Annotated in this window: 19 protein-coding genes, 1 tRNA gene and 1 pseudogene; 10 read left to right on the top strand and 11 right to left on the bottom strand. The window is 72.4% G+C overall.

What is annotated here, in order from left to right; all coding sequences use genetic code 11:
- Positions 1 to 33 precede the first annotated feature (33 nt).
- The gene (locus ASF18_RS04005; RefSeq protein ID WP_056349700.1) at positions 34 to 1,638 is read left to right on the top strand and encodes a PepSY-associated TM helix domain-containing protein; all 1,605 of its coding nucleotides are present in this window, start codon (positions 34 to 36) and stop codon (positions 1,636 to 1,638) included.
- A gap of 96 nt (positions 1,639 to 1,734) precedes the next feature.
- On the top strand, positions 1,735 to 2,289 hold the full coding sequence (locus ASF18_RS04000) for a PepSY domain-containing protein (protein WP_056221905.1): 555 nt from the start codon (positions 1,735 to 1,737) through the stop codon (positions 2,287 to 2,289).
- 48 nt (positions 2,290 to 2,337) lie between these two features.
- On the opposite strand, the gene ASF18_RS03995 is transcribed toward ASF18_RS04000, so the two are convergent.
- Complete coding sequence (locus ASF18_RS03995) at positions 2,338 to 3,684, bottom strand: sigma-54 dependent transcriptional regulator (protein ID WP_056275093.1); 1,347 nt, start codon at positions 3,682 to 3,684, stop codon at positions 2,338 to 2,340.
- 8 nt (positions 3,685 to 3,692) lie between these two features.
- Positions 3,693 to 5,606, bottom strand: a complete 1,914-nt coding sequence (locus ASF18_RS03990) for an ATP-binding protein (protein ID WP_082487046.1) — start codon at positions 5,604 to 5,606, stop codon at positions 3,693 to 3,695.
- Between the two features lie 359 nt (positions 5,607 to 5,965).
- On the opposite strand from ASF18_RS03990, the gene ASF18_RS03985 reads away from it, so the two are divergent.
- On the top strand, positions 5,966 to 7,309 hold the full coding sequence (locus ASF18_RS03985) for a dicarboxylate/amino acid:cation symporter (RefSeq protein WP_056221902.1): 1,344 nt from the start codon (positions 5,966 to 5,968) through the stop codon (positions 7,307 to 7,309).
- A 106-nt stretch (positions 7,310 to 7,415) separates the two neighbouring features.
- Here ASF18_RS03985 and ASF18_RS03980 read toward each other — a convergent pair whose 3' ends face one another.
- The 4 genes from ASF18_RS03980 to glmU all read right to left on the bottom strand — a co-directional run bounded on the left by ASF18_RS03980 (position 7,416) and on the right by glmU (position 11,712).
- Positions 7,416 to 7,853: a type II toxin-antitoxin system VapC family toxin gene (locus ASF18_RS03980; protein ID WP_056221897.1), complete on the bottom strand. Its 438-nt coding sequence runs from the start codon at positions 7,851 to 7,853 to the stop codon at positions 7,416 to 7,418.
- Positions 7,850 to 8,089 (bottom strand): hypothetical protein, encoded by a 240-nt coding sequence (locus ASF18_RS03975; RefSeq protein WP_056221894.1) that lies wholly within the window; start codon positions 8,087 to 8,089, stop codon positions 7,850 to 7,852. Before ASF18_RS03975 ends, ASF18_RS03980 begins: the two co-directional genes overlap by 4 nt.
- Before the next feature lie 170 nt (positions 8,090 to 8,259).
- Complete coding sequence (gene glmS, locus ASF18_RS03970) at positions 8,260 to 10,086, bottom strand: glutamine--fructose-6-phosphate transaminase (isomerizing) (RefSeq protein ID WP_056221892.1); 1,827 nt, start codon at positions 10,084 to 10,086, stop codon at positions 8,260 to 8,262.
- Positions 10,087 to 10,332: 246 nt separating this feature from the next.
- Positions 10,333 to 11,712, bottom strand: a complete 1,380-nt coding sequence (gene glmU, locus ASF18_RS03965) for a bifunctional UDP-N-acetylglucosamine diphosphorylase/glucosamine-1-phosphate N-acetyltransferase GlmU (protein ID WP_244472568.1) — start codon at positions 11,710 to 11,712, stop codon at positions 10,333 to 10,335.
- Between the two features lie 398 nt (positions 11,713 to 12,110).
- Here glmU and ASF18_RS03960 point away from each other — a divergent pair, with 398 nt between their 5' ends.
- From ASF18_RS03960 to ASF18_RS03950, 3 genes are all read left to right on the top strand, one after another.
- Positions 12,111 to 13,703: a glucan biosynthesis protein D gene (locus tag ASF18_RS03960; RefSeq protein WP_056349698.1), complete on the top strand. Its 1,593-nt coding sequence runs from the start codon at positions 12,111 to 12,113 to the stop codon at positions 13,701 to 13,703.
- A complete protein-coding gene (gene mdoH / locus ASF18_RS03955; protein WP_280138918.1) occupies positions 13,700 to 15,871 on the top strand; it encodes a glucans biosynthesis glucosyltransferase MdoH in 2,172 nt (723 codons plus the stop codon). The genes ASF18_RS03960 and mdoH overlap by 4 nt, the downstream gene beginning before the upstream one ends.
- A 457-nt stretch (positions 15,872 to 16,328) precedes the next feature.
- A tRNA-Ser gene (locus ASF18_RS03950) sits at positions 16,329 to 16,418 on the top strand.
- A 43-nt stretch (positions 16,419 to 16,461) separates the two neighbouring features.
- Here the strand turns inward: ASF18_RS03950 and ASF18_RS22790 are convergent.
- Positions 16,462 to 17,367: pseudogene (locus ASF18_RS22790) on the bottom strand (transposase).
- Between the two features lie 83 nt (positions 17,368 to 17,450).
- The gene (locus tag ASF18_RS03940; RefSeq protein ID WP_056349697.1) at positions 17,451 to 18,338 is read right to left on the bottom strand and encodes a LysR family transcriptional regulator; all 888 of its coding nucleotides are present in this window, start codon (positions 18,336 to 18,338) and stop codon (positions 17,451 to 17,453) included.
- 97 nt (positions 18,339 to 18,435) lie between these two features.
- Here ASF18_RS03940 and ASF18_RS03935 point away from each other — a divergent pair, with 97 nt between their 5' ends.
- Both ASF18_RS03935 and ASF18_RS24215 read left to right on the top strand, forming a co-directional pair.
- Positions 18,436 to 19,392: an alpha/beta hydrolase gene (locus ASF18_RS03935; protein ID WP_056276931.1), complete on the top strand. Its 957-nt coding sequence runs from the start codon at positions 18,436 to 18,438 to the stop codon at positions 19,390 to 19,392.
- 117 nt (positions 19,393 to 19,509) lie between these two features.
- Positions 19,510 to 19,653, top strand: a complete 144-nt coding sequence (locus ASF18_RS24215) for a hypothetical protein (protein WP_200917504.1) — start codon at positions 19,510 to 19,512, stop codon at positions 19,651 to 19,653.
- Positions 19,654 to 19,785: 132 nt separating this feature from the next.
- Here ASF18_RS24215 and ASF18_RS03930 read toward each other — a convergent pair whose 3' ends face one another.
- From ASF18_RS03930 to ASF18_RS03925, 3 genes are all read right to left on the bottom strand, one after another.
- Entirely contained in the window at positions 19,786 to 19,989 is a 204-nt protein-coding gene (locus ASF18_RS03930; RefSeq protein ID WP_055953942.1) for a hypothetical protein, read from the bottom strand.
- 164 nt (positions 19,990 to 20,153) lie between these two features.
- Positions 20,154 to 20,330, bottom strand: a complete 177-nt coding sequence (locus tag ASF18_RS24210) for a hypothetical protein (RefSeq protein ID WP_200917502.1) — start codon at positions 20,328 to 20,330, stop codon at positions 20,154 to 20,156.
- Between the two features lie 174 nt (positions 20,331 to 20,504).
- Complete coding sequence (locus tag ASF18_RS03925; protein ID WP_056221872.1) at positions 20,505 to 20,819, bottom strand: hypothetical protein; 315 nt, start codon at positions 20,817 to 20,819, stop codon at positions 20,505 to 20,507.
- A 341-nt stretch (positions 20,820 to 21,160) separates the two neighbouring features.
- Between ASF18_RS03925 and ASF18_RS03920 the strand changes: the two genes are divergently transcribed.
- Together ASF18_RS03920 and ASF18_RS03915 are read left to right on the top strand one after the other, a co-directional pair.
- Positions 21,161 to 21,439: a hypothetical protein gene (locus ASF18_RS03920; RefSeq protein ID WP_244472567.1), complete on the top strand. Its 279-nt coding sequence runs from the start codon at positions 21,161 to 21,163 to the stop codon at positions 21,437 to 21,439.
- A gap of 186 nt (positions 21,440 to 21,625) precedes the next feature.
- Complete coding sequence (locus tag ASF18_RS03915; RefSeq protein ID WP_244472566.1) at positions 21,626 to 21,928, top strand: hypothetical protein; 303 nt, start codon at positions 21,626 to 21,628, stop codon at positions 21,926 to 21,928.
- The last annotated feature ends 20 nt before the right edge of the window (positions 21,929 to 21,948 follow it).

Here is a 21,948-nt window from a genome sequence, read left to right as displayed (position 1 = left end):
TACCCTCGCCAGGCCCGCCCCCCCGGAGGATGCATGGGAACGAGCTTCCGCCAGGCGATGGCCTGGCTCCACACCTGGTCCGGCCTCGTCGTGGGCTGGGTCCTGCTGGCGGTCTTCGTCACCGGCACGGCGAGCTACTACCGGACGGACATCTCGCGCTGGATGCGGCCCGAGCTCCGCCAGGTCGAATCGCTCAGCCCCGACGCCCAGGTGCGGGCGGCCGAGTTCGGCGTCGCCCACCTCACCGCCCATGCGGGCGGGGCGCGGAGCTGGTTCATCGGCCTGCCGACCCCCGACAGCCCGGTCGTCGACCTGTTCTGGCGGACGAGGCCGGGCACCCCGCCGGGGCAGGCCCGCCTCGACCCGGCGACGGGGGCGCCGGCGGTGATCCGCGACACGAAGGGCGGCGACTTCCTCTACCGCTTCCACTTCGAGCTGCACATGCCGCCCCTCTGGGGCCGCTGGATCGTCGGCCTCTGCGCCATGATCATGCTCGTCGCGCTGATCTCCGGCGTGATCACGCACCGGCGCATCTTCGCGGACTTCTTCACGCTGCGGCGGGACAAGTCGGCCCAGCGCGGCTGGCTCGACGCCCACAACGTCACCGGCGTCCTCGCCCTGCCCTTCCACCTGATGATCACCTACACGGGCATCGTCACCTTGAGCGTGATGTACATGCCCTGGGGCATCACCACGGCCTACAGGGGCGAGGCCCAGACCTTCTTCGCCGAGAGCGGCCAGATCCCGGCGCCGCGCCCCCCCGCCGGGCAGCCCGGCACCCTGGCGCCCATCGGCCCGATGGTGCGCGCGGCCATGGCGACGGTGCCCGAGCCCCTGGAGCAGCTGGCGATCACCAATCCGCGGGACGCGAACGCCGTGGTGACGGCGGTGTTCGAGGAGCCGCACGGGCTCTCGCACGAGCACCTGCAGGTCGCCTTCGACGGGGTGACCGGCGCGGTGCGCGAGGTCCGGCAGGGCGGCCTCAAGCCGGCGACCCGGACCTTCACCACCCTGGTCGGCCTGCACGAGGCGCATTTCGCCGGGCCGGCCCTGCGCATCCTGTTCTTCGTCTGCGGCCTGATGGGCTCCGCCATGGTGGCCACCGGCCTCGTGCTGTGGGCGGTGGCGCGCCTGCCCAAGGCCGGCGAACGGGGCTTGCCTGGCCTGCGCCTGGTCCAGGCCCTCAACATCGGCGCCGTCGCCGGGCTGCCGGCGGGAATCGCGGCCTACTTCCTCGCCAACCGCCTGCTGCCCCTCGGCCTGCCGGGGCGGAGCGACGGGGAGATCGCCGCCTTCTTCGCCACCTGGGGCCTCGTCACCCTGGCGGCCCTCGCCGGGCCGGGGCGCCGGGCCTGGGGCGCGGCGCTGACCGCGACCGCCGGCCTCTATCTCGCGGTGGTGGCCGCCGACCTCGCCCTGGTCGATCACGGCTGGGCCGGGCTCCTCGCCGGGCAGGCGCGCTTCGTTTGGTTCGACGCGACGCTGCTGGCCCTGGCGGGCCTGTTCGCCGGCGCGGCGCGCAAGCTCGCCCGCTACGCCGGGCCGCGGCAGGCGGCCCGGGCGGCCGCCGCGTCCGCCTCGCCGCCGCACCGCGCGCATCTCGGCGGCCTCGCCCCGACGGGCCCGTCGGCCCGCTGAGGTCCGGCGGCGGCAACCGGATCGACGCGGGGCAACCAAACGGGCCGGTGCCCGTTTCCAGGGTCCTTCAACGAACCCGAAACGGGACGACCCGCCATGATGTACCGCCTCGCCGCCGCCGCCGGATTCCTCGCCCTGAGCTCCGGCCTCGTGCTGGCCCAGACCCCCGCCGCCAAGATGGACGCCAACACGGACAAGGACCTGAAGGAGTACCAGCGCGCCGCCGTCAGCAAGGTCACCCTCGCCCAGGCGCTGACCACCGCCGAGCAGCAGGGCGAGAAGGGCCGCGCCATCGACGCCGACTTCGAGAAGGCCGACGGCAAGAACCCGAACCACTACAGCATCAAGGTCGTCTACCCCGACGGCAAGCTGGTGGAGTACGGCATCAACGCCGATGACGGCGCCCTGTACAAGACCGAGAACCAGCCGATCGAGCGCTACTTCACCCGCCTGAAGCCGGCCGACTTCCAGAAGGCCACCACCTCGCTCAAGGACGCCCTGAAGATCGCCGAGCAGAAGGCCGGCGGCGGCAAGGCCTACGAGGCCGAGGTCGAGCGCGAGGGCGCCTCGGTGCAGTACGACATCAAGGTGGCGCTCCCCGACCGCGAGCAGAAGGTCAAGGTCGGCCCCGACGGCAAGGTCGTCGACTGATCTGAAGCGGGAGGCCGGCCCCAGGGCCGGCCTCCCCGACCGGGGCCGTCAGCGGTAGTCGGTCGGCGTGAGCCCGTGGCGGGCGATCTTGTCGTAGAGGGTCTTGCGCGGCGTCCCCAGGGATTCCGCCGCCAGCCGGACGTCGCCCCCGGCCATGATCAGCTCCTCGCGGATCAGGCCGCGCTCGAAGCGGTCGACCTGATCCGCGAGGGTGCCGGCGGTGACGGCCTCCGGGGCCGAGCGCTCCAGGTCGGCGAGCCCCAGGGCGTAGCGCTCGGCGAAGTGCCCGAGTTCGCGCACGTTGCCGGGCCAGTCGTGCCGGCGCAGGTGGTCGAGCACCGGTCCGGTGATCGCCGGGACCGCGCGGCCGAAGCGGGCGGCCGCCCGTCGCAGAAACTCTTGGAAGAGCAGGATCACGTCCTCGCGCCGGTCCCGCAGGGGCGGGATCGCGATCGTGATCACGTTGAGCCGGTGGTAGAGGTCGTCCCGGAAGGTGCCCTGGGCCGCGGCCTGGCCGAGATCGACCTTGGTGGCGGCCACCACCCGCATGTCGACGGCCAGGGACTCGTTGCCGCCGAGCGGCTCGACCCGGCGCTCCTGCAGCACGCGCAGCATCTTCACCTGCAGGTTGAGCGGCATGCTCTCGATCTCGTCGAGGAAGAGCGTGCCCCCCTGGGCGTGCTCGATCCGGCCGACCCGGCGCTTCAGGGCGCCCGTGAAGGCCCCGGCCTCGTGGCCGAACAATTCGCTCTCGGCGACGCTGTCGGGCAGCGCCCCGCAATTCATCGCCACGAAGTTGCGCTTGGCCCGCCGGCCCCAGCGGTGCAGGGCGCTCGCCACCACCTCCTTGCCGGCGCCGGTCTCGCCGAACACGAGGACGTCGACGTCGGCCTGGGCCACCTCGCGCACGAGCTGGCGCAGGCGCACGATGCCGGGCGAGACCCCGAGGAAGGCCGGATCCTCCTCCAGGGCGGCGTCGAGGCGCGCCCGCAGCTGGCGGTTCTCCAGGACCAGGCGGCGGCGCTCCAGGGCGCGCCGGGCCGAGGCCAGCAGCGCCTCGGCCGGGTAGGGCTTGGCCAGGAAGTCGTAGGCGCCGTCGCGCATCGCCCCCACCGCCATGCGGATGTCGCCGTGGCCGGTGATCAGGATGACGGGCAGCTCCGGGTCGAGGGCGCGCAGGCGGGCGAACAGCGCGACCCCGTCGAGGTCGGGCAGGCGCACGTCGGTGATGACGAGGCCGGGGGGATCGGCCAGGATCGCGGTCAGGGCCGGCCCGGCGGCCCCGAAGGTCTCCACCGTGAACCCGTCGAGCTCCAGGCTCTGGCGGTTGGCCCGGCAGACCTCCGCCTCGTCGTCGATGAAGACGACCCGCTCCGCCGAGGCCGCCCCCGCCATGGTCTCGCTCACGTCGTCGCCTCCGCCGGTCCGGCCACCCCGGTCCCCCCCTGTGCCGCGGCCTTCACCAGGGCCATGCGGAAGATCGTGCCGCCCGCCGGATCGCCCTGGACGGTGAGGCTGCCGCCGCAATCCTCGACGATTCCGCGGGCGATGGCGAGCCCGAGCCCGAGCCCGTCCGACTTGGTGGTGAAGAAGGCGTCGAAGATCTGCGCCCGCACCGCCTCGGGGATGCCGGGCCCGTTGTCGCGGACCGCGACCACCACGCGGTCCGGCGCCTCCTCGGCGACCTGCACGCCGACGCGCGGGTCGGTCCGGCCCTGGACGGCATCGAGGGCGTTCTGGAGCAGGTTCACCACGACCTGTTCGAGGCGCGGCCCGTCGCCGAGCACCCGCAGGCCGGGGCGCGCGCCCTCCACCACCAGGGGGATGCGGGCGGCCGAGGCGCGGGCCTCCACCAGCTCCAGGCTGTTGTGCAGGATCTCGGACAGGGCCACGGGCTCCCGCCTGGCGGAGGAGCGCCGGGCGAAGCCCTTGAGCTGGCGGGTGAGGCCGCCGATGCGGTCGGTGAGGCGCCCGATGGCGAAGGCGTTCTCGGCCGCCTCCTCCGTCCGGCCGCGCCGGACCAGGATGGCGGCGTTGTCGGCGTAGGAGCGGATGGCGGCCAGCGGCTGGTTGATCTCGTGGGCCATGCTGGCGGCGAACTGCCCGAGGGCGGCCAGGCGCCCCGCCTGGGCGAGCTCGCGCCCCAGGCGCTCGCGCTCGGCCTCCGCCCGCTGCCGCTCCTCGATCTCGAGGCGCAGCATCCGGTTGGCGTCGGTGAGCTCCAGGGTCCGCTCCCGGACGCGGGTCTCGAGGGCGTCCCGCTGGGCCGAGGCGCGGGCGAGGCGCGCGCGGTTGCGCCGGCCCCGGCCCGCCAGCGCGGTGAGGCCGAGGCAGGCGAGGCCCGTGACCAGGGCGGCGATGATCCAGGCCTGGACCCGCTCGCGCTCCACGGTGCGGCCCAGGGGCGTCAGGGCGGTGAGCCGCCAGGCGGTGCCGGGGATCGGGGCGTCCAGCCGCAGGGCGGCCCAGGCCGGGCGCGCGCCCTGGCCGACGCGCACGAGATCCTCCGTGCCGGCGACGGGATAGAGCGGCATGTCGTCGAGGGGCGCGTCGCCGAATTCCAGGGCCTCGCGGATGCGCCGCCGCTCGGCCTCGTCGATCCGGCGCAGGGTGGCGAAGCGCCAGGCCGGCTCGCTCGCCACGAGGACGATGCCGCGCGCATCCGCGACGAACACCCCGTCCCCCGCCGCGCGCCAGGCCGCCTCGACGCCGTTGAACTCGATCTTGACCACCACGACGCCGCCGGCGGCGCCGATTCGCCGGGACAGGTAGAGGCCGGCGCGGCCGCTCACGGTGCCGAGGGCGAACTGCGAGCCGGACCCCTCCTGCATCGCCTGCCGGAAATAGGGCCGGAAGGCGTAGTCCCGGCCGAGGAAGCTGCCCCGGCTCCCCGCATTGCTGGCCGCGGCCGTGACGCCGTCCGGCCGGATGACGTAGATCACCGCCGAGTCCGTCGCGGCGGCGACCTCTGCGAGGCGCCGGTTCACGCGGTCGATCAGGTCCGCCGGGGGCGCGGCCTGCGCGGCGGCGGCGATCTCCGGATCCGCCGCCAGGGCCAGGGGCAGGGAGGTCTGCTTCTGCATCTCGGCCGCTAGGACGCCGACCTGCAGCCCCAGCGTCGCCGCCGCCGTGCGGCGCAAATCGGCCAGGGCCCAGCGCTCGGCGATCCCCCCGGCGAGCCAGGCCGCGAGCAGGATCGCGGCGACGCTCGCCAGCAGGACGAGGCTCCGCCGGCTCGGCCCCTGCGACGCGGGGGCCCGGGGCGCGCCGGGCCCCTCCTCCGGCCGGGATCGGGCCGGCTGGGCGCGGGGCCTCATGCCGGTCGGACCCCTGCGATTTCCCGGAAAGGATTTCGCCGCCGCGTCCGGGTTTTCGCAAAGCGATCCTGCGCGCGCCGCGGACTCATCGTGAAAACGATCCCGATTTCAAAGGCTTAACGAAACGTTTCGCCGGCGCTCGCCCTGGCATGCCGGTTGCCATTCCAAAGGGGTAATGCAGCCCTGCGTCGACCGCAGGACTGTCCGCCGCAGGGCCGCCGCCCCCGCCGCCGCACCCCTCCGGGGCGCGGCCGGGGGAGGCCGGACCCCTCGGCGCAAGAGCAAGAGAGCGCGGACGCGGGACGCCGTCCCCGAGCCGCGCCGGCATCGTTCGAGAGACCCACCGGGAGAACGCCATCATGGCCGCTGTACCATCGCCCCTCACCGCGCCCCACGCGCCGCCCCAGCCCAAGCCGATCTACCGGACCCTGTATTTCCAGGTGCTGGTCGCCGTGGCGATCGGCATCGCCCTCGGTCACTTCTACCCGCAGGTCGGCGCGGACATGAAGCCGCTCGGCGACGCCTTCATCAAGCTCGTCAAGATGATCATCGCGCCGGTGATCTTCCTCACCGTGGTGTCCGGCATCGCCGGCATGACCAACCTGGAGAAGGTCGGCCGCGTCGGCGGCAAGGCGCTGATCTACTTCATCACCTTCTCGACCCTGGCGCTGATCGTCGGCCTGATCGTGGCGAACCTCGTCCAGCCGGGCGCGGGCATGCACATCGATCCGAAGTCGCTCGATCCGAAGTCGATCGCGATGTACGCCGACAAGGCCAAGACGCAGACGATCACCGACTTCCTGATGAACATCATCCCGACCACGGCGGTGGGGGCGTTCTCGGGCGGCGAGATCCTCCAGGTGCTGTTCTTCTCGGTGCTGTTCGGCTTCGGGCTCGCATTCCTGGGCGACCGCGGCAAGCCGGTCCTCGACATCATCAAGGTGCTGTCGGAAGCCATCTTCGGCGTCGTCAACATCATCATGAAGGTCGCCCCCATCGGCGCCTTCGGCGCCATGGCCTTCACCATCGGCAAGTACGGCATCGCCTCGCTCGCCAACCTCGCCTACCTGGTCGGCGCCTTCTACCTGACCTCGGCTATCTTCGTCCTCGGCGTGCTGGGCCTCGTCGCCCGCTACAACGGCTTCTCGATCCTCAAGCTCATCCGCTACATCAAGGAAGAGCTGATGCTGGTGCTCGGCACCTCGTCCTCCGAGTCCGCCCTGCCCTCGCTCCTCGAGAAGATGGAGCGCGCCGGCTGCTCGAAGCCCGTGGTCGGCCTCGTGGTCCCCACCGGCTACTCGTTCAACCTCGACGGCACCAACATCTACATGACGATGGCGGCGCTGTTCATCGCGCAGGCCACGGACACGCCCCTCACCTACGGCGAGCAGGGCCTCCTGCTCCTCGTGGCGATGCTGTCCTCCAAGGGCGCGGCCGGCGTCACCGGCTCGGGGTTCATCACCCTGGCGGCGACCCTCGCGGTGGTGCCCTCGGTGCCGGTCGTCGGCATGGCGCTGATCCTCGGCGTCGACCGCTTCATGTCCGAGTGCCGCGCGCTCACCAACTTCATCGGCAACGCGGTGGCCTGCATCGTGGTCGCCCGCTGGGAGGGCGAGGTCGACGACGTCAAGCTCGCGGCGGCGCTCGGCGGCAACCCGATGCCCCTCGACTCGGAGCTCCCGGCCCTGCAGCCGGCCGAGTGAGGCGACACGGGACCGGGCGCGCGGCGCCCGGTCCTCCTTCGTCAGGTCGAGCGTCGGACCGATCAGGGCCTGGCACCGTGGACAGAATCCGCGACGGCCGGCGTCCCTACACGGCGGGACCGCCTTCCCGCGAGGCCGGGTCGAGCCAGTTGACCACGCGCAGGTCGGCGACGCGTTCGAATTCGCGCAGATTGTCCGTCACCAGGGTTCGATTCAGCGCGAGGGCATGGGCGGCGATCAGCATGTCCATGGCGCCGATCGTCCTGCCCTCGCGCTCCAGCGTCGCTCGGATGGTGCCGTAGGCGTGCGCGCAGTCGGAGGCGTAGGGGACGATCTCGATGTTGCGCAGGGCACGCTCCACCTTGTCACGCAGGAGCGTCGAGCCCTTGCGCTCGACGCCGTAGCGCATCTCGCTCGCCACGATCGCGCTCGTGCAGATGGTGTCCTGGCCGACCCGGGCGATCATGCCCAGGACGGCGCTGTCTCTGCCCGCCCGGATGATCTCGGAGAGGATGTTGGTGTCAAGCAGGTAGCGCTCGCTCATCGCTCCACGGGCTCTGCGGGACGATCCGGGATCGGGTCCATCGCATCGTCCGGCGGCAGAGGTGGCTCATCCTTGAAGGCGGCCAGCAGCCCGATCTCACCCAGAGGCTCGATCTCGAGATTGCCGTTCGGCAGCCGGCGGATGCGCGCGCTCGTGCCGGGAAGCTCGAACCCGCGCGGAATGCGCAGCGCCTGATTGCGGCCGCTCCGGAACAGGCTCGCCGTCTTTCCGTCCATGAAACCCTCCCATGACGATCCCTTGCAGGAACATCCCGGTGGACCGTCGCAGGGGCCTGTGCCGGCGAGCATAGGCCCGTGGCAGGGGGCTGGCCACTGGCGGTCCTCGGTCCGCCGTGCCCGTCGCGGTTCCGAAGGGCCGGCCCGCACCCGCCTCCCCCATCACGGACCTATTCCACCGTGACGGATTTGGCGAGGTTGCGCGGCTGGTCGACGTCTTTGCCCATGAAGACGGCGGTGTGGTAGGCGATGAGCTGGATCGGCACCGCGTAGACGATGGGGGCCACCACCGGGTCGAGGTCGGGCATCGTCACGGTGGCCATGGTGTCGAGGCCGGCCGCGGCCGCGCCCTTGGCGTCGCCGATCAGGATGATGCGCCCGCCGCGGGCGGCCACCTCCTGCATGTTCGACACCGTCTTCTCGAAGATCGCGTCGTGGGGCGCGATCACGATCACCGGCACGCTCTCGTCGATGAGGGCGATGGGGCCGTGCTTGAGTTCACCCGCCGCATAACCTTCCGCGTGGATGTAGCTGATTTCCTTGAGCTTCAGGGCGCCTTCGAGCGCCATCGGGTAGCTGGTGCCGCGCCCCAGGTAGAGCACGTCGCGGGCCTTGGCGACCTCGCGGGCCAGCAGCTCGATTTCGCCCTCCAGCTTGGTCGCGTCGGCCATCAGGCCCGGCACGGTGATCAGCGCGTCGACGAGGCGGCGCTCCGCCTCGGCGCTCAGGGCGCCGCGGGCCCGGCCCGCCGCAATGGCGAGGCACAGCAGCACGGTGAGCTGGCACGAGAACGCCTTGGTGGAGGCGACGCCGATCTCCGGCCCGGCCAGGGTCGGCACGGTTGCGGAGGCCTCCCGGGCGATGGTGGAGGTCGGCACGTTGACCACCGCCAGGGTGTGCTGGCCCTGCCCCTTGGCGTAGCGCAGGGAGGCCAGGGTGTCGGCGGTCTCGCCCGATTGCGAGATCACGAGGGTGAGCCCGTCCCGGTCCAGCGGCGGCTCGCGGTAGCGCGCCTCCGAGGCGACGTCGATCTCGACGGGCAGGCGCGCCAGGCTCTCGAACCAGTACTTGGCCACGAGGCCGGCATAGTAGGCGGTGCCGCAGGCGGTGATCGAGATCCGCGAGAGCGCGGCGAAGTCGAAGGGCAGGGGTTCGGGCAGGGCCACGCGGCCGTTGGCGAGGTCGACGTAATGGGCCAGCGTCCGGCCCACCACCTCGGGCTGCTCGTGGATCTCCTTGGCCATGAAGTGGCGGTGGTTGCCCTTCTCCACCCGATAGGCCTGGGCGACGATGCGCTGGCGCTCGCGGGTGACGGGCCGTCCGTCCGGGTCGCGGATCTCGGCGCCCGCGCGCGACAGGATCGCCCAGTCGCCCTCGTCGAGATAGGTGATCTCCTGGGTGAAGGGCGCCAGCGCCAGGGCGTCCGAGCCGAGATAGGTCTCGCCCTCGCCGAACCCGATGGCCAGCGGCGCCCCGTGGCGGGCGCCGATGAGGAGGTCGTCGTGGCCGGTGAAGATGAAGCCCAGGGCGAAGGCCCCGTGCAGGCGCGGCAGGCAGGCCGCCACCGCCTCGACCGGCCCCAGGCCCCCCTCCATCGCGTGGCTGACGAGCTGGGCCACCACCTCGGTGTCGGTCTCGCTCTCGAAGCGCACGCCCTGGCCCTGCAGCTCGGCCTTCAGCGCGCGAAAATTCTCGATGATGCCGTTGTGCACGACGGCGACGCGCGTCGTGGCGTGCGGGTGGGCGTTGGTCTCGTTGGGCCGCCCGTGGGTGGCCCAGCGGGTGTGGCCGATGCCGAGGCTGCCGCCGAGCGGCGCGTCGCGCAGGCGCATCTCCAGGTTGGCGAGCTTGCCCTCGGCGCGCCGGCGCTCCAGGTGCCCCTCCGTCAGGGTGGCGATGCCGGCCGAGTCGTAGCCGCGATATTCGAGCCGGCGCAGGGCTTCCACCAGCTGCCCGGCCACGGCGTCCCGTCCGACGATGCCAACGATTCCGCACATGGGTCTGGGTCTCTCAGGTGTTTCTCAGATGCCCGGCGCGAGGCCCGGACGCGGTCGCATGCGTCCGGGCTTGTACCGGATCGGGACAGGGGCGCGCCAGCCGCGTGACCCGGCGGCCGCCAAGCCTGCTTCGGAGCCAGCCAAGCCCGCCTCGGCCAGCCAAGCCCACCTCGGCCAGCCAAGCCCGCCTCGGAGCCTGCGCCGACAATCCTGAACGCGGGCTTTCAGCACACGCCCGCGTCGGCCTCACGGCTTCGGTTTCGTGGCCCGCGCCGCCTTCTCCGCCTGCAGGGCCGCGCGCTTGCCCGGCGCCCAGCCGGCCAGGTTGCGCTGGCGACCGCGCGACACCGCCAGGGCGTCGTCCGGCACGTCCCCGGCGATCACCGAGCCGGCGCCCACGATGGCGCCCGCGCCGACGCGGACGGGCGCCACCAGGGCGGTGTTCGAGCCGATGAAGGCCCCCGCCCCGATCTGCGTCCGGTGCTTGTTCACCCCGTCGTAGTTGCAGGTGATGGTGCCGGCCCCGAGATTGGCCCCCGCCCCGACCTCGGCGTCGCCCACGTAGGTCAGGTGGTTCGCCTTGGCGCCGGCGCCCATCCGGGCGTTCTTCACCTCGACGAAGTTGCCGATGCGGGCGCCGGTCTCCAGCACCGCCCCCGGGCGCAGGCGGGCATAGGGGCCGATCTGGACGCCGGACTCAAGCGTGGCGCCCTCCAGATGCGAGAAGCTGTGCACCACGCAGGCCTCGCCCACCGTCACATGAGGCCCGAACACCACGTGAGGTTCCACCACAACGTCCCGTCCCAACACCGTGTCGATGCTGAAGAAAACCGTCTCCGGCGCGATCAGGGTCGCCCCCGCCGCCATGGCCGCCCGGCGCAGGCGCCCCTGGATCTCGGCCTCGGCCACGGAGAGCTGGATCCGGTCGTTGACCCCCTGCGCCTCGGCCTCCGACACCGGCACCACCGCGACGGGCAGGCCGTCCGCCACCGCCAGGGCGACGGCGTCGGGCAGGTAGTATTCGCCCGCCGCGTTGGCGTTGCCGATGCGGGTGAGGAGGGGCAGCGCATGGGGGCCCGACAGGGCCATTAGGCCGGCATTGCACAGGGTGACGGCGCGCTCGGCCGCGCTCGCGTCCTTCTCCTCGCGGATCGCCAGGACGCGGTCCCCCTCCGTCAGCACCCGGCCGTAGCCGGTGGGATTCGGGCTCTCGAAGGCCAGCACCGCCACGGCCGCGCCCTGCGCCAGGGGCGCGCGCAGGCGCGCGAGGGTGTCGGCGGTGATCAGCGGCGTGTCGCCGAAGGCGATCACCACGTCGTCGTCGCCCGCCTCCAGGGCGGCACGGGCGGCCAGCACCGCATGGGCGGTGCCGAGGCGCTCGGCCTGCGGATAGACCGCCGCGCCGGGCGCCAGGGCGGCGATCTCGCGGGCGACCGCGTCCTGGCCCGGCTCCGCCACCACGGCGATGCGGGTCGCCCCGGCCCCCTGCGCGGCGGCCAGCACGTGCCCGAGCAGGGTCCGGCCGGCGACCCGGTGCAGCACCTTCGGCAGGTCCGAGCGCATCCGCGTGCCCTTGCCGGCGGCGAGCACGATGGCGGTGAGGCTGCGGTCTGCGTTCCTGGTCATCTGATCCGTCATCGAGGGTTCCGCCGCGGGTCGCGCTGTCGCTCGGGTCAAGCTGGTGCCCGGGTCAAGCTGGTGCTCTTGCTGGTGCTCTTGCGCGGGCTAAAGCGCCGATGGGGCTGTTTCAAGTCCGGGCTCGAACGGCATGGGCTTCATCGGTCCGGACCTCGTGCAGGGTCTCCGGCAGTATCGGTCGGGTCACAGGACCTGTCGGGCAAGGTTTGGCCCGGCCCGGCCCGAACGGAAACGCGCCCTTCGGCGTTGACCGGCGCGGTTCGGGAGGGCTTAACCCCCGGTTCAGGGCCCAGCATGGTAGACACGACCGACGCTCGACCTCCGCGAGCCCCCCACATCGACGCCCTCGCCTTTCTCCGCGCGCCCCCGCCGACCCCACGGACCTGATGACGCCGCCGAACCCGGATTTCCTCGACGCCCCGTCCGCCAGCGGCCCGACCCGCTGCACCGGCCCGAGCCGCCGCACCGTTCTCCAGCAGGCCGGCCTCGCGACGCTTGCCGGCGGTCTCGCGGCCCTGCCGGGGGCCGCCGCCGCCGACGAGGCCCCCGCCCTGCCCGCCGACGGCACGCCGTTCCAGCCGGGCCTCATCACCGATCTCGCCCGGGCCCTGGCCAGGCGCCCCTACGCGGCCCCCCGCATCGACGACCTGCCGGACGCCCTGACGGGCCTCAACCGCGAGCAGTACGCCGCCATCCGCACCCGGCCCGGCAGCGCGGTCTGGGCCGAGGCGGGCTTGGGCTTCACCCTGGAGCCCCTGCATCGCGGCTCGGTCTTCCGCTCCCGCGTGGCGCTGGCCCTGGTGGAGGAGGGCACCGTGCGCGCCCTGCCCTACGATCCGGCCCGGTTCGAGACGGAGGGCGTCGCCCTCCCGGCCTTCAAGGACGACCCCGGCTATTCGGGCTTCCGCATCCGCGCCCGCTTCCGCGGCGGGGAGCTCAGCGACTTCGCGATGGTCCAGGGGGCGTCGTTCTTCCGCCTCCTGGCCACCGGCCAGGGCTTCGGCGTCACGGCCCGGGCCCTGACCCTGCGCCCGGCCGACGCGAAGGGCGAGGAATTCCCCGAATTCCGCGCGATCTGGATCGAGCGGCCCGGCCCCGGCGGCCCCCTCGTCCTGCACGCCCTGGTGGATTCGCCCTCCGCCGCGGCGGCCCTGCGCATGAGCCTGCGCCCCGGCGACGCCTCCCTCTGCGACGTCGAGGGCACGGTCTTCGCCCGCGCGGCCATCGACCATCTGGGCCTCGGCGGCATGACCACGAGCTACCTGTTCGGCCCCCACGACCGGCGCGGGGCGGACGACGCCCGCGCGGGCGCCTCCGCCAGCGGCGGCCTGCAGATCCGCACCGGCGCCGGCGAGGCGATCTGGCGCCCGGTGCGCAATCCCCAGACCCTGCAGATCTCCTCCTTCCTCGACGAGAACCCGAAGGGGTTCGGCCTGATGCAGCGGGCGCGGGACTACGCCGCCTTCCAGGACGACGTGCAGCACTGGGAATGGCGCCCCTCCCTCTGGCTCGAGCCCCTCGGCGCCTGGGGCCCGGGGGCGGTGACCCTGCTGGAGATCCCGAGCGATTCCGAGTTCAACGAGAACGTGCTCGCCTATTGGCGCCCCAAGGCGACTCTGGCGGCCGGGGCCGAGATGCCCTTCAGCTACCGCCAGCACTGGTGCTGGCAGCCCCCCGAGCCGCCGAAGGTCGCCCTGGTCTCGGGCACGCGCAGCGGGCGCGGCGGCGACAACCGCCGCCTGTTCCTGGTGGACTTCACCGGCGCGGGCATCGCTGCCCCCGGGGACCTCCAGACCCAGCTCGGCGCGGCCTCCGGGGCGATCCCGTCGAGCACCCTCTACCGCTACCCCGAGCGCGACACCCTGCGGGTGGCCTTCGAGCTCGACCCGAAGGGCGAGAAGTCCTGCGAGCTGCGGCTCAACCTGCAGCGCGGCGGCATCCCCCTCACCGAAACCTGGCTCTACCGTTGGACCCCGTGACCGCATCCCCCCTCTCCCCCGACGCGGCGGCTCCGGCCGCCGCGGCCCGTCCGGCCCCCCGGCCCTTCGCCGCCGCGATGCCCCCCGAAGCGCCGCTGCCGATGCCCGTGCAGGACCTGGAGCATTGGGACCCGGCAGACGGCCACCGTCCGGCGTCGCGCCACGCCCAGCCCTGGCTCGCCCGCGCCTTCGTCTTCGGCGGGGCGGCGCTGCTCACCGCCTACGGCGCGATGCAGATGTACGAGGTGGTGGCGGTCTCGGGCGGCACCACGGCGCTGCAATACGTGCTGCTCGCCCTCTTCACCCTGAACTTCTCCTGGATCGCGCTGGCCTTCACCGGCGCGATCCTGGGCTTCCTCGTCCTTCTGCGCCGCGGAACGACCCCGGCCCTGCCGGCGCGTCTGGCCACCCGCACCGCGGTGGTGATGCCGGTCTACAACGAGGCCACCGCGCGCACCTTCGCGGCCATCGAGGCGATGCGCGCCGAGATCGACGCCACGGGCCTGGGCGAGGCCTTCGACTACTTCGTCCTGTCGGATTCGACCCAGGGCGACGCCTGGATCGCCGAGGAGCGCGCCTTCCTCGAGCTCCGGGCCCGCTGGGGCGGCGCACGGGCGCGGCTGTACTACCGCCATCGCGCCAAGAACCACCACCGCAAGGCCGGCAACATCGGTGACTTCGTCTCCCGCTGGGGGGGCGCCTACGACCACATGCTGGTCCTCGACGCCGACAGCCTGATGACCGGCTCCTGCGTGGTGCATCTGGCCGCCGCCATGGAGGCGGACCCGGATGCCGGCATCATCCAGTCGCTGCCGCTCATCATCAACCGCAACACCCTGTTCGCCCGGGTCCAGCAATTCGCCGCGCGGATCTACGGGCCGGTGATCGCCACGGGCCTCTCCGTCTGGTCGGGCCGCGACGGCAACTACTGGGGCCACAACGCCATCATCCGCACCCGCGCCTTCGCGGCGGCCTGCGGCCTGCCCGACCTGAAGGGCAAGCCGCCCTTCGGCGGGCACGTGCTCAGCCACGACTTCGTGGAGGCGGCCCTGATCCGGCGGGCCGGCTGGAGCGTGACCATGCTGCCGGCGCTGCCCGGCTCCTACGAGGAGAGCCCACCCTCGCTCATCGACGTGGCGGTGCGCGACCGGCGCTGGGCGCAAGGGAACCTCCAGCACAGCCGCATCATCGGCACGGCGGGGCTGGCCCTCGCCTCCCGCCAGCACTTCGCCACCGGCATCGCCGGCTACGTCGCCTCGCCCCTGTGGCTGGCCCAGCTCGTGGTCGGTATCGCCCTGGTGCTCCAGACCGCCTATGTGCGGCCGGAATACTTCACCTCCGAGTTCGGCCTCTACCCGGTCTGGCCGCGCTTCGATCCCGTGCGCGCGCTCCAGCTCTTCGGCCTGACCATGGGCATCCTGCTGGCGCCGAAGTTTCTGGGACTGGGCCTCGCGCTGATCGACGGACCCGTGCGCCGGGCCTGCGGCGGCGCGGTCCGCCTCGTGCTGTCGAGCCTGATCGAGATCCTGCTCTCGGCCCTGATCGCCCCGATCGCGATGCTGATCCAGTCGGGCTCGGTGTTCCAGATCCTGCTCGGGCGCGACACCGGCTGGAACCCGCAGCGGCGCGACGACGGCTCGATCCCCTGGTCCGACATCGTGCGCCGCCACCGCTGGCACATGGCGCTCGGCCTGGTCACGGGGGTGGCGGCCTTCGCCATCGCCACCTCGCTGTTCCTGTGGATGTCGCCCACCATCCTGGGCCTCGTCCTGGCGATTCCCATCTCCTGGGCGAGCGGCCAGCTCGGCCTCGGGCTGGCCCTGCGGCGCCTCGGCCTGCTGATGACCCCGGAGGAGCGTGACCCCCCCGCCATCGCCGTGCAGGCCGGGGCCCTGAGCCGGCGCAACGCCGAGGCGGGCCTCGACGACGCGGATGCGCTCAGTGCCCTCCACGCCGATGCGGACCTCGCCGCGGCCCACGCGGCGATGCTGCCCGAGACCGCCCCCCGCCCGCGCGGGGCCATCGACCCCGACCGGGCGCTGGCCCAGGCCAAGGTGGTGGAGGCGGAGGGCATCGCCGAGGCCCGGGCCTGGCTGACGCCGAAGGAGCGCATGGCCCTCCTGCACGACCGCGCCCTCCTCGACCGCCTCACCCGCCTGGCGCCCTGAGCCCGCGCCGTCCGGCCTGACCGCACCGCGGCGCCGGCGGTGACGCGCCGCCACCGGGCCCGGACGGGGTTTCCCGTTTCAATCCCGGCCTCTCGTCACCGGGGCCGGCCCCCACGCCTTTGCTGCTGGAATACCAAGTGGCAGGATACGGCGTTCCACCCAGGAACACCGAGGAACACCTTCACCCGCCCGGCCCAGCCGCGGCGGGTTTTTCGGGCGTGGACGATGGCGGCGGGGCGGACGGGCGACGCGCCGATCGCGCCGAAGCCCTCGGGCGACCGGGCTTGCGCCATCCCGCTCCACCGGGCGGCGCAAGGGCGGGCTCCGCGGCGACGGTTGACGCCGCCCCGCGGGCAGCCATAGACAGGATCGCCAGTTCGAACGAGGGCGAGCAGGAGCGTCGGGTCCGGGCCCGGTGCTTCCGCGGAGGCGAAGTCTCTCGCTCCCGCATGGGCTTGGAAGGGTGGCCGAGTGGTTTAAGGCAGCGGTCTTGAAAACCGCCGTAGGCGCAAGTCTACCGTGGGTTCGAATCCCACCCCTTCCGCCAAAGTATCCATTCGATGCACTCGACCGAGACCAATCGGCGTGGTTCATGACCGATAGGCCCATTGGCGCAGTCCGGGAGACCGGATCGTCCAGGGCTGTGCGATCAGCTTGTTCCAAGCCTCGCAGCCGTGATCGAGGATGTCCTCGCAGGAGGCGAAGACCCTGTCGCCGAGCCGGTTCTCGCGCAGGACCTGCCAGACCTTCTCGACCGGGTCGAGTTCGGGGGCATGAGACGGCAACGTCGGCAAGGCGATGGTGTCGGGCGCCACGAGGTCGGCGGCGACGTGCCGGCCGGCTCCCTCAAGGATCGGGACAGCGTGAGCGCCGGGATCGACGGATCTCGGCCCGATGCGCGGTCATGGCCGGCCTGGCGCAGCAGGGCAGGACGAGGCCGGCGCCCTCGCCTTTCTCCGGGCAGACCCCCCGAAGATGTCGGCGGAAGCCGTGCGCCGATCCCTTGGGGCGGCAGGCCGGCTGCCCTGGCGTGCCCAGCGCCGCGGGGTCGGGTTCTTCTGGCCGAGGCGGGCCTCGTTCTGCCACCGGAGTTCGACCGACGCTCTTCTCGTCGAGGCTGATCCCAAAGCGCTCGAACAGCCAGGCGGCCGAGTCTTTCCGCCGCCAGCGCACCACGCCGTGCGGCTGCAGGTTCGGCCCTTCCTTGATGACAGCCGCCAGGGCGTGTCGCCGCGCATCGTCGCGCGTGGGCCGTGGGCCGGGCTTCCTGCGCTCGATCAAACCGTCCGGCCCAGCCGTGTCGAAGGCCAGCCCCCAGTCGCGCACCCTCTGCAGGCCGACCGCGCCGATCCGCGCAATCCCGGGTGCGGCTTTCGCCCTCGTCGATCGCGGCCCGCGCTCGAAGGCGCCGGCTCTGACCGGCATCGCGGCTCGTCCGCGCCCGGCGTCGTCGGGCATCGGCACCAGTCCGCGCGCAGGTCCACGGCCTTCGACAGGGCAAACCTCCTGGCTCGCCGCATCGGATCACGCCCGACGCGCGCGCGTAGAACCCGTGCGTCCTCAGCCGTACCGATGGGTATCAGACGGCCCGGACCAGCAGATCGATGAAGCGCCGGACCTTCGGCGCGAGATGGCGGCGGCTGGGATAGATGAGGCTGATCGGCACCGGCGGGGCGCCATGGTCCGTCAACAGCGCGACGAGCCGTCCTTCGGCGAGATCCCGTTCGACGACATAGCCGGGCAGGAACGCCAGCCCCGCCCCGGAGACCGCCGCGTCGCGGAGCGCTTCGCCGCTGTCGAGCGACAGGCGGGCGCGAGGGGTGACGGCGACGGTCCTGCCCTCGACGGTGAAGCGCCACGGGCGCCTCTGCCCGGCGCCGACGTAATTCAGGCAGTCGTGCCCCGCCAGATCGTCGGGATGCCGCGGCGCCGGATGCGTGGACAGATAGGCAGGACTCGCGACGACCCGATCGTGCTGCTGGGTCAGGGTTCGGGTGATGAGGCGGCTGGTCTCGCGGGGCTCGCCGATCCGAATCGCCAGGTCGATCCCGTCCTCGATGAGGTCGCCGATCCGGTCGGTGAAGCTCGCCTCAGCCTTCAGCCGGGGCCAGCGGGCCAGGAAATCGTTGAGCAGCGGCAGGATCACGACGCGTCCGAACGTCATCGGCGCGGTCATGCGGAACAGACCCTGCGGCTCCCCGCCGCCATCGGACATCGACGACTCCGCCGCTTCGAGGTCGGCCAGGATCGGCGTGCAGCGATCGAGGAACACGCGGCCGTCGTCGGTCAGCCCCAGGCTGCGCGTCGTCCGGTGGAACAGGCGGACGCCGAGGCGATCCTCGAGGCGGGCGACGCTCTTGGCGATGCCCGACCGCGTCATCGCGCGCGCACGGGCCGCGCCGACGAAGCTGCCCGCCTCGGCGGCCGCGACGAAGGCGACGATGTCGTTGATGTTGCCCGGTGCCATGCGGCGCCGCCGCTCCCTCGCAGTGTCGACGTCCCGTCGCCAATCACCGGACTATATCGGGGACGTGAACGGATCAACGCCATCGGGAGCCAGCGCCATGACCTTCAACCCCACCGTGATTCATCGCCTCGACCGATGGGCCGCGAGCCTGCGGGACCTCGCCCCCGTCCTCCGCGGCGAGACCGCGTCCGTGACGATCGACGACATCCGGCGGTCGTACGTCCGCACGATGGCCGAGCATCCGACGCCGGCCGACATGCGGATCGAACAGGTCGACATGGGCGGCGTGCCGGCGACCCTCGTCACCCCGCCGGAGGTCGCGGGCGACCGCGTGCTCTTCTACATCCACGGCGGGGCGTACATCGTCGGCGGGCCGGGCGGCTATCACGGGCTGGCCGCGGCGTTCGCCAGGGCGTTGAAGGCGCGCGTCTACCTGCCCGATTACCGGCTGGCGCCGGAGCATCCATTCCCCGTTCCGATCGCAGATACGTTCGCGGCCTACCGCTGGCTAATCGCCCAGGGGCAGGACCCGGCCTCGGTGACGTTCGCGGGGGATTCGGCCGGCGGGGCGATGGTCGTCTCGGTGATGGTCCTGGCGCGCAATGCCGGCGTGGCGCTGCCGGCCGGCGGTGCGGCGCTCTCGCCCTGGGCGAACCTCGAGCACACCGGCGCGTCGATGACCAATCGCGAGGGCCTCGACAGGCTGAACACCAAGGCCGGCCTCGACCTGATGGCCAGGACCTTCCTGGGCGGCGCGCTGCCGAACAGCCCCGAGGCATCGCCGGTCTTCGCCGATGTCCGCGGGCTGCCGCCGATCCTGGTGCAGATCGGCGAAGGCGAACTGATGCTGAGCGACGCCATCCGGCTCGCGGCGCATCTCGGCGAGAACCGGGTCCGCGCCTCGCTGCAGGTCTGGCCGGGGATGTTCCACGTCTGGCACATGTTCCATGCCGAACTGGCCGAAGGGCGCGAGGCGATCGCCACCGCGGCGGCGTTCCTGGATCGGGCCGTGACGGCGGCCTGCGCAGGTTCGGGGGATCGCGGCACGCCGTGACGGTCTGTTCACCACACCCGACGAAGCCGCCGCGGCGGCGCGAGGAGCCACCGCACTGCAACAAAGTCGAAAGGGATCGATCCTATCCACCCCCTCTTAACGATGAGGGCAAGGGCGATGGGCGCGAAGGTGCTCCTGGCACTGACGGTGGTGGTCTACCTGACGACCGGGTCCGCTCCGCGGATGCGCGAGGTTCGCAACCCGGATGCCGAGGTGAGCGGCGGGCGGGTCGCCGCTCACCTGAAGCGGAATACCCTGTAGGGCCGTCGGTGCGGGACGCGCCGTGCGCGCCGCGATCCGGATGGCGGTCGACCCGACCCGTTCGTCGATCGCGGCCGAAACGAGAAGGGCCAGCCCGAAGGCTGGCCCCTGGTGGGATGCGGTGCGGGCCGCTTACTCGGCCGCCGACATCTCGGGCGTGAAGTGGCCGCACCAGTCGCTGGTGGCGACCACCGGCCAGAGGCCCTTCGACTCGGGGGCGGGCTGGGTCACGGGCGGGTTGTAGCGGCACAGGCCCTCTTCGCCGGCCGCCTGGGCGCCGTTCACCTTGTGCTCGTCGAAGAACTTGCAGCTGTCGCAATGCGCGTGGCCGGCCATGGGAGCTCCTTGGGATCTGCGCGGCGGCGAAGGCCGCGCTCAGTTGCGAATTAGATCAATTCCAATCTGGCTGTCAACGGCTGGGCCGGGCGCCGGTTCCGACTCGGCAGGCGGGGACCGTCTCGGCGACCGGGACGCCGCGTGCGGGCGTCCCGGTCGCCCCGTCAGTGCTCGGTGCCCGGCATGTTCTCCCGCGGCGTGCCGCCGTGATCGCGCACGAAGCTCGATCGCTTCGGGTCGTTCTTCAGGTCGGCGACCTGCTTGCGGGCCCCGAGGGCGAGGAAGCCGATGCCGCCGAGGGTTCCCAGGGCGAGGATCAGAAGTGGATAGCCGGCGCTCATCCGTCACACTCCGTTTGACCCCGTTCGGACGTTTGGGGCGAGTCTGCATAATGCTGCAAGATGGGCGGAGGTTGCGCAGGAAATTTCCGAATCACGGCGGGGCCGGTCGGCGTTCGACGGCGCTGGCGGTGTTCGGATGCGGGATCCTGTCCCCGTCGCGTCCGGGGCGGACCTTCACAACTCCCGGGGCTCGCCGGGGAGGCTTGGCCCGAAAGGCCTCGGGGTCGCGGGCTCTTCCCCGCTTCCGATCTCCCCGTGCGGCCGCGGACGGGCCGCCGCGTCCCACAGCCAGGATGTGGCGAGATAGGAGATTTCCACCGCCGCCAGCATCAGCACGGCATGGCCCAGCACGGAGGCCGGGTCCCTTTGGTTGAGGGCGCCTTCGAGTCCGATGGCCACCGCCAGGAGCGCGACGATCGCCAGCAGGCCCGAGATCCGGAACGCGCGGCTGGCCACGGCGCCCAGGAGAAGGAAGGACAGGTACAACATGGCGTCCCCGAGGGTTGGGCCCGTTCAGACTACCTACGGTTCGCGAAGGTACAAGTTCCACCAATAGGCTAGTTTGTGCTCCGCGGTATTACCCGTGCATTGCAAAAAAGCAGGATGGCAAAAGTGTTGTCGGGTCGAGATCGGTGCAGATCAGGAAGAGATGTCGGCGGATAGTGGCATCGAGACCGATCGCGAGGCCCGTCGCGACGCCGGGGGCGCTGGACGCCCCTCCGGGCCGAGGCGCGCCGCGCGTCGGCGCCCATGTCCGGGTGGGACGGGACGTGGTAGAGGCGAAGGCCGCAAGGCTCCCCCGGACCCAAGCCCCCGCCCCGGAACAATCGATGCCCCGCCTCCCCCACGCCGCCCTCCGCCTCGCGCTCGTCGCGCTTCCCCTGGGCGCGCTTCCGTTGGGCGTGGTCCCCTTGGGGCTGACCGGCCCGGCCGCGGCGCAGAGCCCCGCGAAGGATTACCTGTTCCAGGAACAGCGCTTCAGCCGGGCTTGCCGGCCGCCGCTCAAGTACGCCGCCGGCGCCTGCGTCCGGCGCTGCCCGGCGGGCTTCGAGGATATGGGCCGCACCTGTCGGCAGAGGAGCATGCGGGGGGGCGCCGGCGGGCGCTGACGACTTCTTCCATGAGGACTTCCCCCAGGACGCCGCCGCCCGGCGGTCCTGCCCGCGCAGGCTTTGCGTGCGCGGGCCACCTCTTGCCATCCCGCCCTTGCCATCCCGGCGCCCTTGCGTGCATATGAGAACAGAGAGTGAACTCGAGCGCGTCCCGGCGCGCGGCGACGGGGGAGTCAGAGCAGCATGGCCCGCTACCGCTTCCACTGCACCAACGGCCGCGAATGCGTCTTCGACGCCGTGGGCAACGACATCCGGGCGCCCCATCGGCTGATGCGCCGGGCCGAGGCGGTGGCGCGGGACGTAATGCGCAGCCTCGGCGCGGGAGGAGACTGGGCGGAGTGGCACGTGACCGTCCACGACCTGCGCGGCCGGCGCGTCCTCGTCCGGCCCTTCCTGTCCGTCGATCCCCCGGCGCCGGGCCGGGACCGGCCCGCACGGACGGCGCGGCGGGCCCGCGACGGGGACGGCCTCGGGCAGGCCGCCTGAGCCCCGCGCGCGCGATCCCC

This window comes from Methylobacterium sp. Leaf89 (assembly GCF_001422215.1).
GTDB lineage: Bacteria > Pseudomonadota > Alphaproteobacteria > Rhizobiales > Beijerinckiaceae > Methylobacterium.
This window is presented reverse-complemented; position numbering and strand designations above follow the sequence as displayed.

Excerpts from the sequence above, each read along its gene's own strand:
- ASF18_RS03980 (WP_056221897.1), bottom strand. The coding sequence starts at position 7,853 with ATGAGCGAGCGCTACCTGCTTGACACCAACATCCTCTCCGAGATCATC.
- ASF18_RS04005 (WP_056349700.1), top strand. The coding sequence starts at position 34 with ATGGGAACGAGCTTCCGCCAGGCGATGGCCTGGCTCCACACCTGGTCC.
- ASF18_RS03920 (WP_244472567.1), top strand. The coding sequence starts at position 21,161 with ATGCCCCGCCTCCCCCACGCCGCCCTCCGCCTCGCGCTCGTCGCGCTT.
- ASF18_RS03925 (WP_056221872.1), bottom strand. The coding sequence starts at position 20,819 with ATGTTGTACCTGTCCTTCCTTCTCCTGGGCGCCGTGGCCAGCCGCGCG.
- ASF18_RS03975 (WP_056221894.1), bottom strand. The coding sequence starts at position 8,089 with ATGGACGGAAAGACGGCGAGCCTGTTCCGGAGCGGCCGCAATCAGGCG.
- ASF18_RS03940 (WP_056349697.1), bottom strand. The coding sequence starts at position 18,338 with ATGGCACCGGGCAACATCAACGACATCGTCGCCTTCGTCGCGGCCGCC.
- ASF18_RS03935 (WP_056276931.1), top strand. The coding sequence starts at position 18,436 with ATGACCTTCAACCCCACCGTGATTCATCGCCTCGACCGATGGGCCGCG.
- ASF18_RS03930 (WP_055953942.1), bottom strand. The coding sequence starts at position 19,989 with ATGGCCGGCCACGCGCATTGCGACAGCTGCAAGTTCTTCGACGAGCAC.
- ASF18_RS03995 (WP_056275093.1), bottom strand. The coding sequence starts at position 3,684 with ATGGCGGGGGCGGCCTCGGCGGAGCGGGTCGTCTTCATCGACGACGAG.
- ASF18_RS24210 (WP_200917502.1), bottom strand. The coding sequence starts at position 20,330 with ATGAGCGCCGGCTATCCACTTCTGATCCTCGCCCTGGGAACCCTCGGC.
- ASF18_RS03915 (WP_244472566.1), top strand. The coding sequence starts at position 21,626 with ATGGCCCGCTACCGCTTCCACTGCACCAACGGCCGCGAATGCGTCTTC.
- glmU (WP_244472568.1), bottom strand. The coding sequence starts at position 11,712 with ATGACCAGGAACGCAGACCGCAGCCTCACCGCCATCGTGCTCGCCGCC.
- ASF18_RS03985 (WP_056221902.1), top strand. The coding sequence starts at position 5,966 with ATGGCCGCTGTACCATCGCCCCTCACCGCGCCCCACGCGCCGCCCCAG.
- ASF18_RS03960 (WP_056349698.1), top strand. The coding sequence starts at position 12,111 with ATGACGCCGCCGAACCCGGATTTCCTCGACGCCCCGTCCGCCAGCGGC.
- glmS (WP_056221892.1), bottom strand. The coding sequence starts at position 10,086 with ATGTGCGGAATCGTTGGCATCGTCGGACGGGACGCCGTGGCCGGGCAG.
- ASF18_RS03990 (WP_082487046.1), bottom strand. The coding sequence starts at position 5,606 with ATGAGGCCCCGCGCCCAGCCGGCCCGATCCCGGCCGGAGGAGGGGCCC.
- ASF18_RS24215 (WP_200917504.1), top strand. The coding sequence starts at position 19,510 with ATGGGCGCGAAGGTGCTCCTGGCACTGACGGTGGTGGTCTACCTGACG.
- ASF18_RS04000 (WP_056221905.1), top strand. The coding sequence starts at position 1,735 with ATGATGTACCGCCTCGCCGCCGCCGCCGGATTCCTCGCCCTGAGCTCC.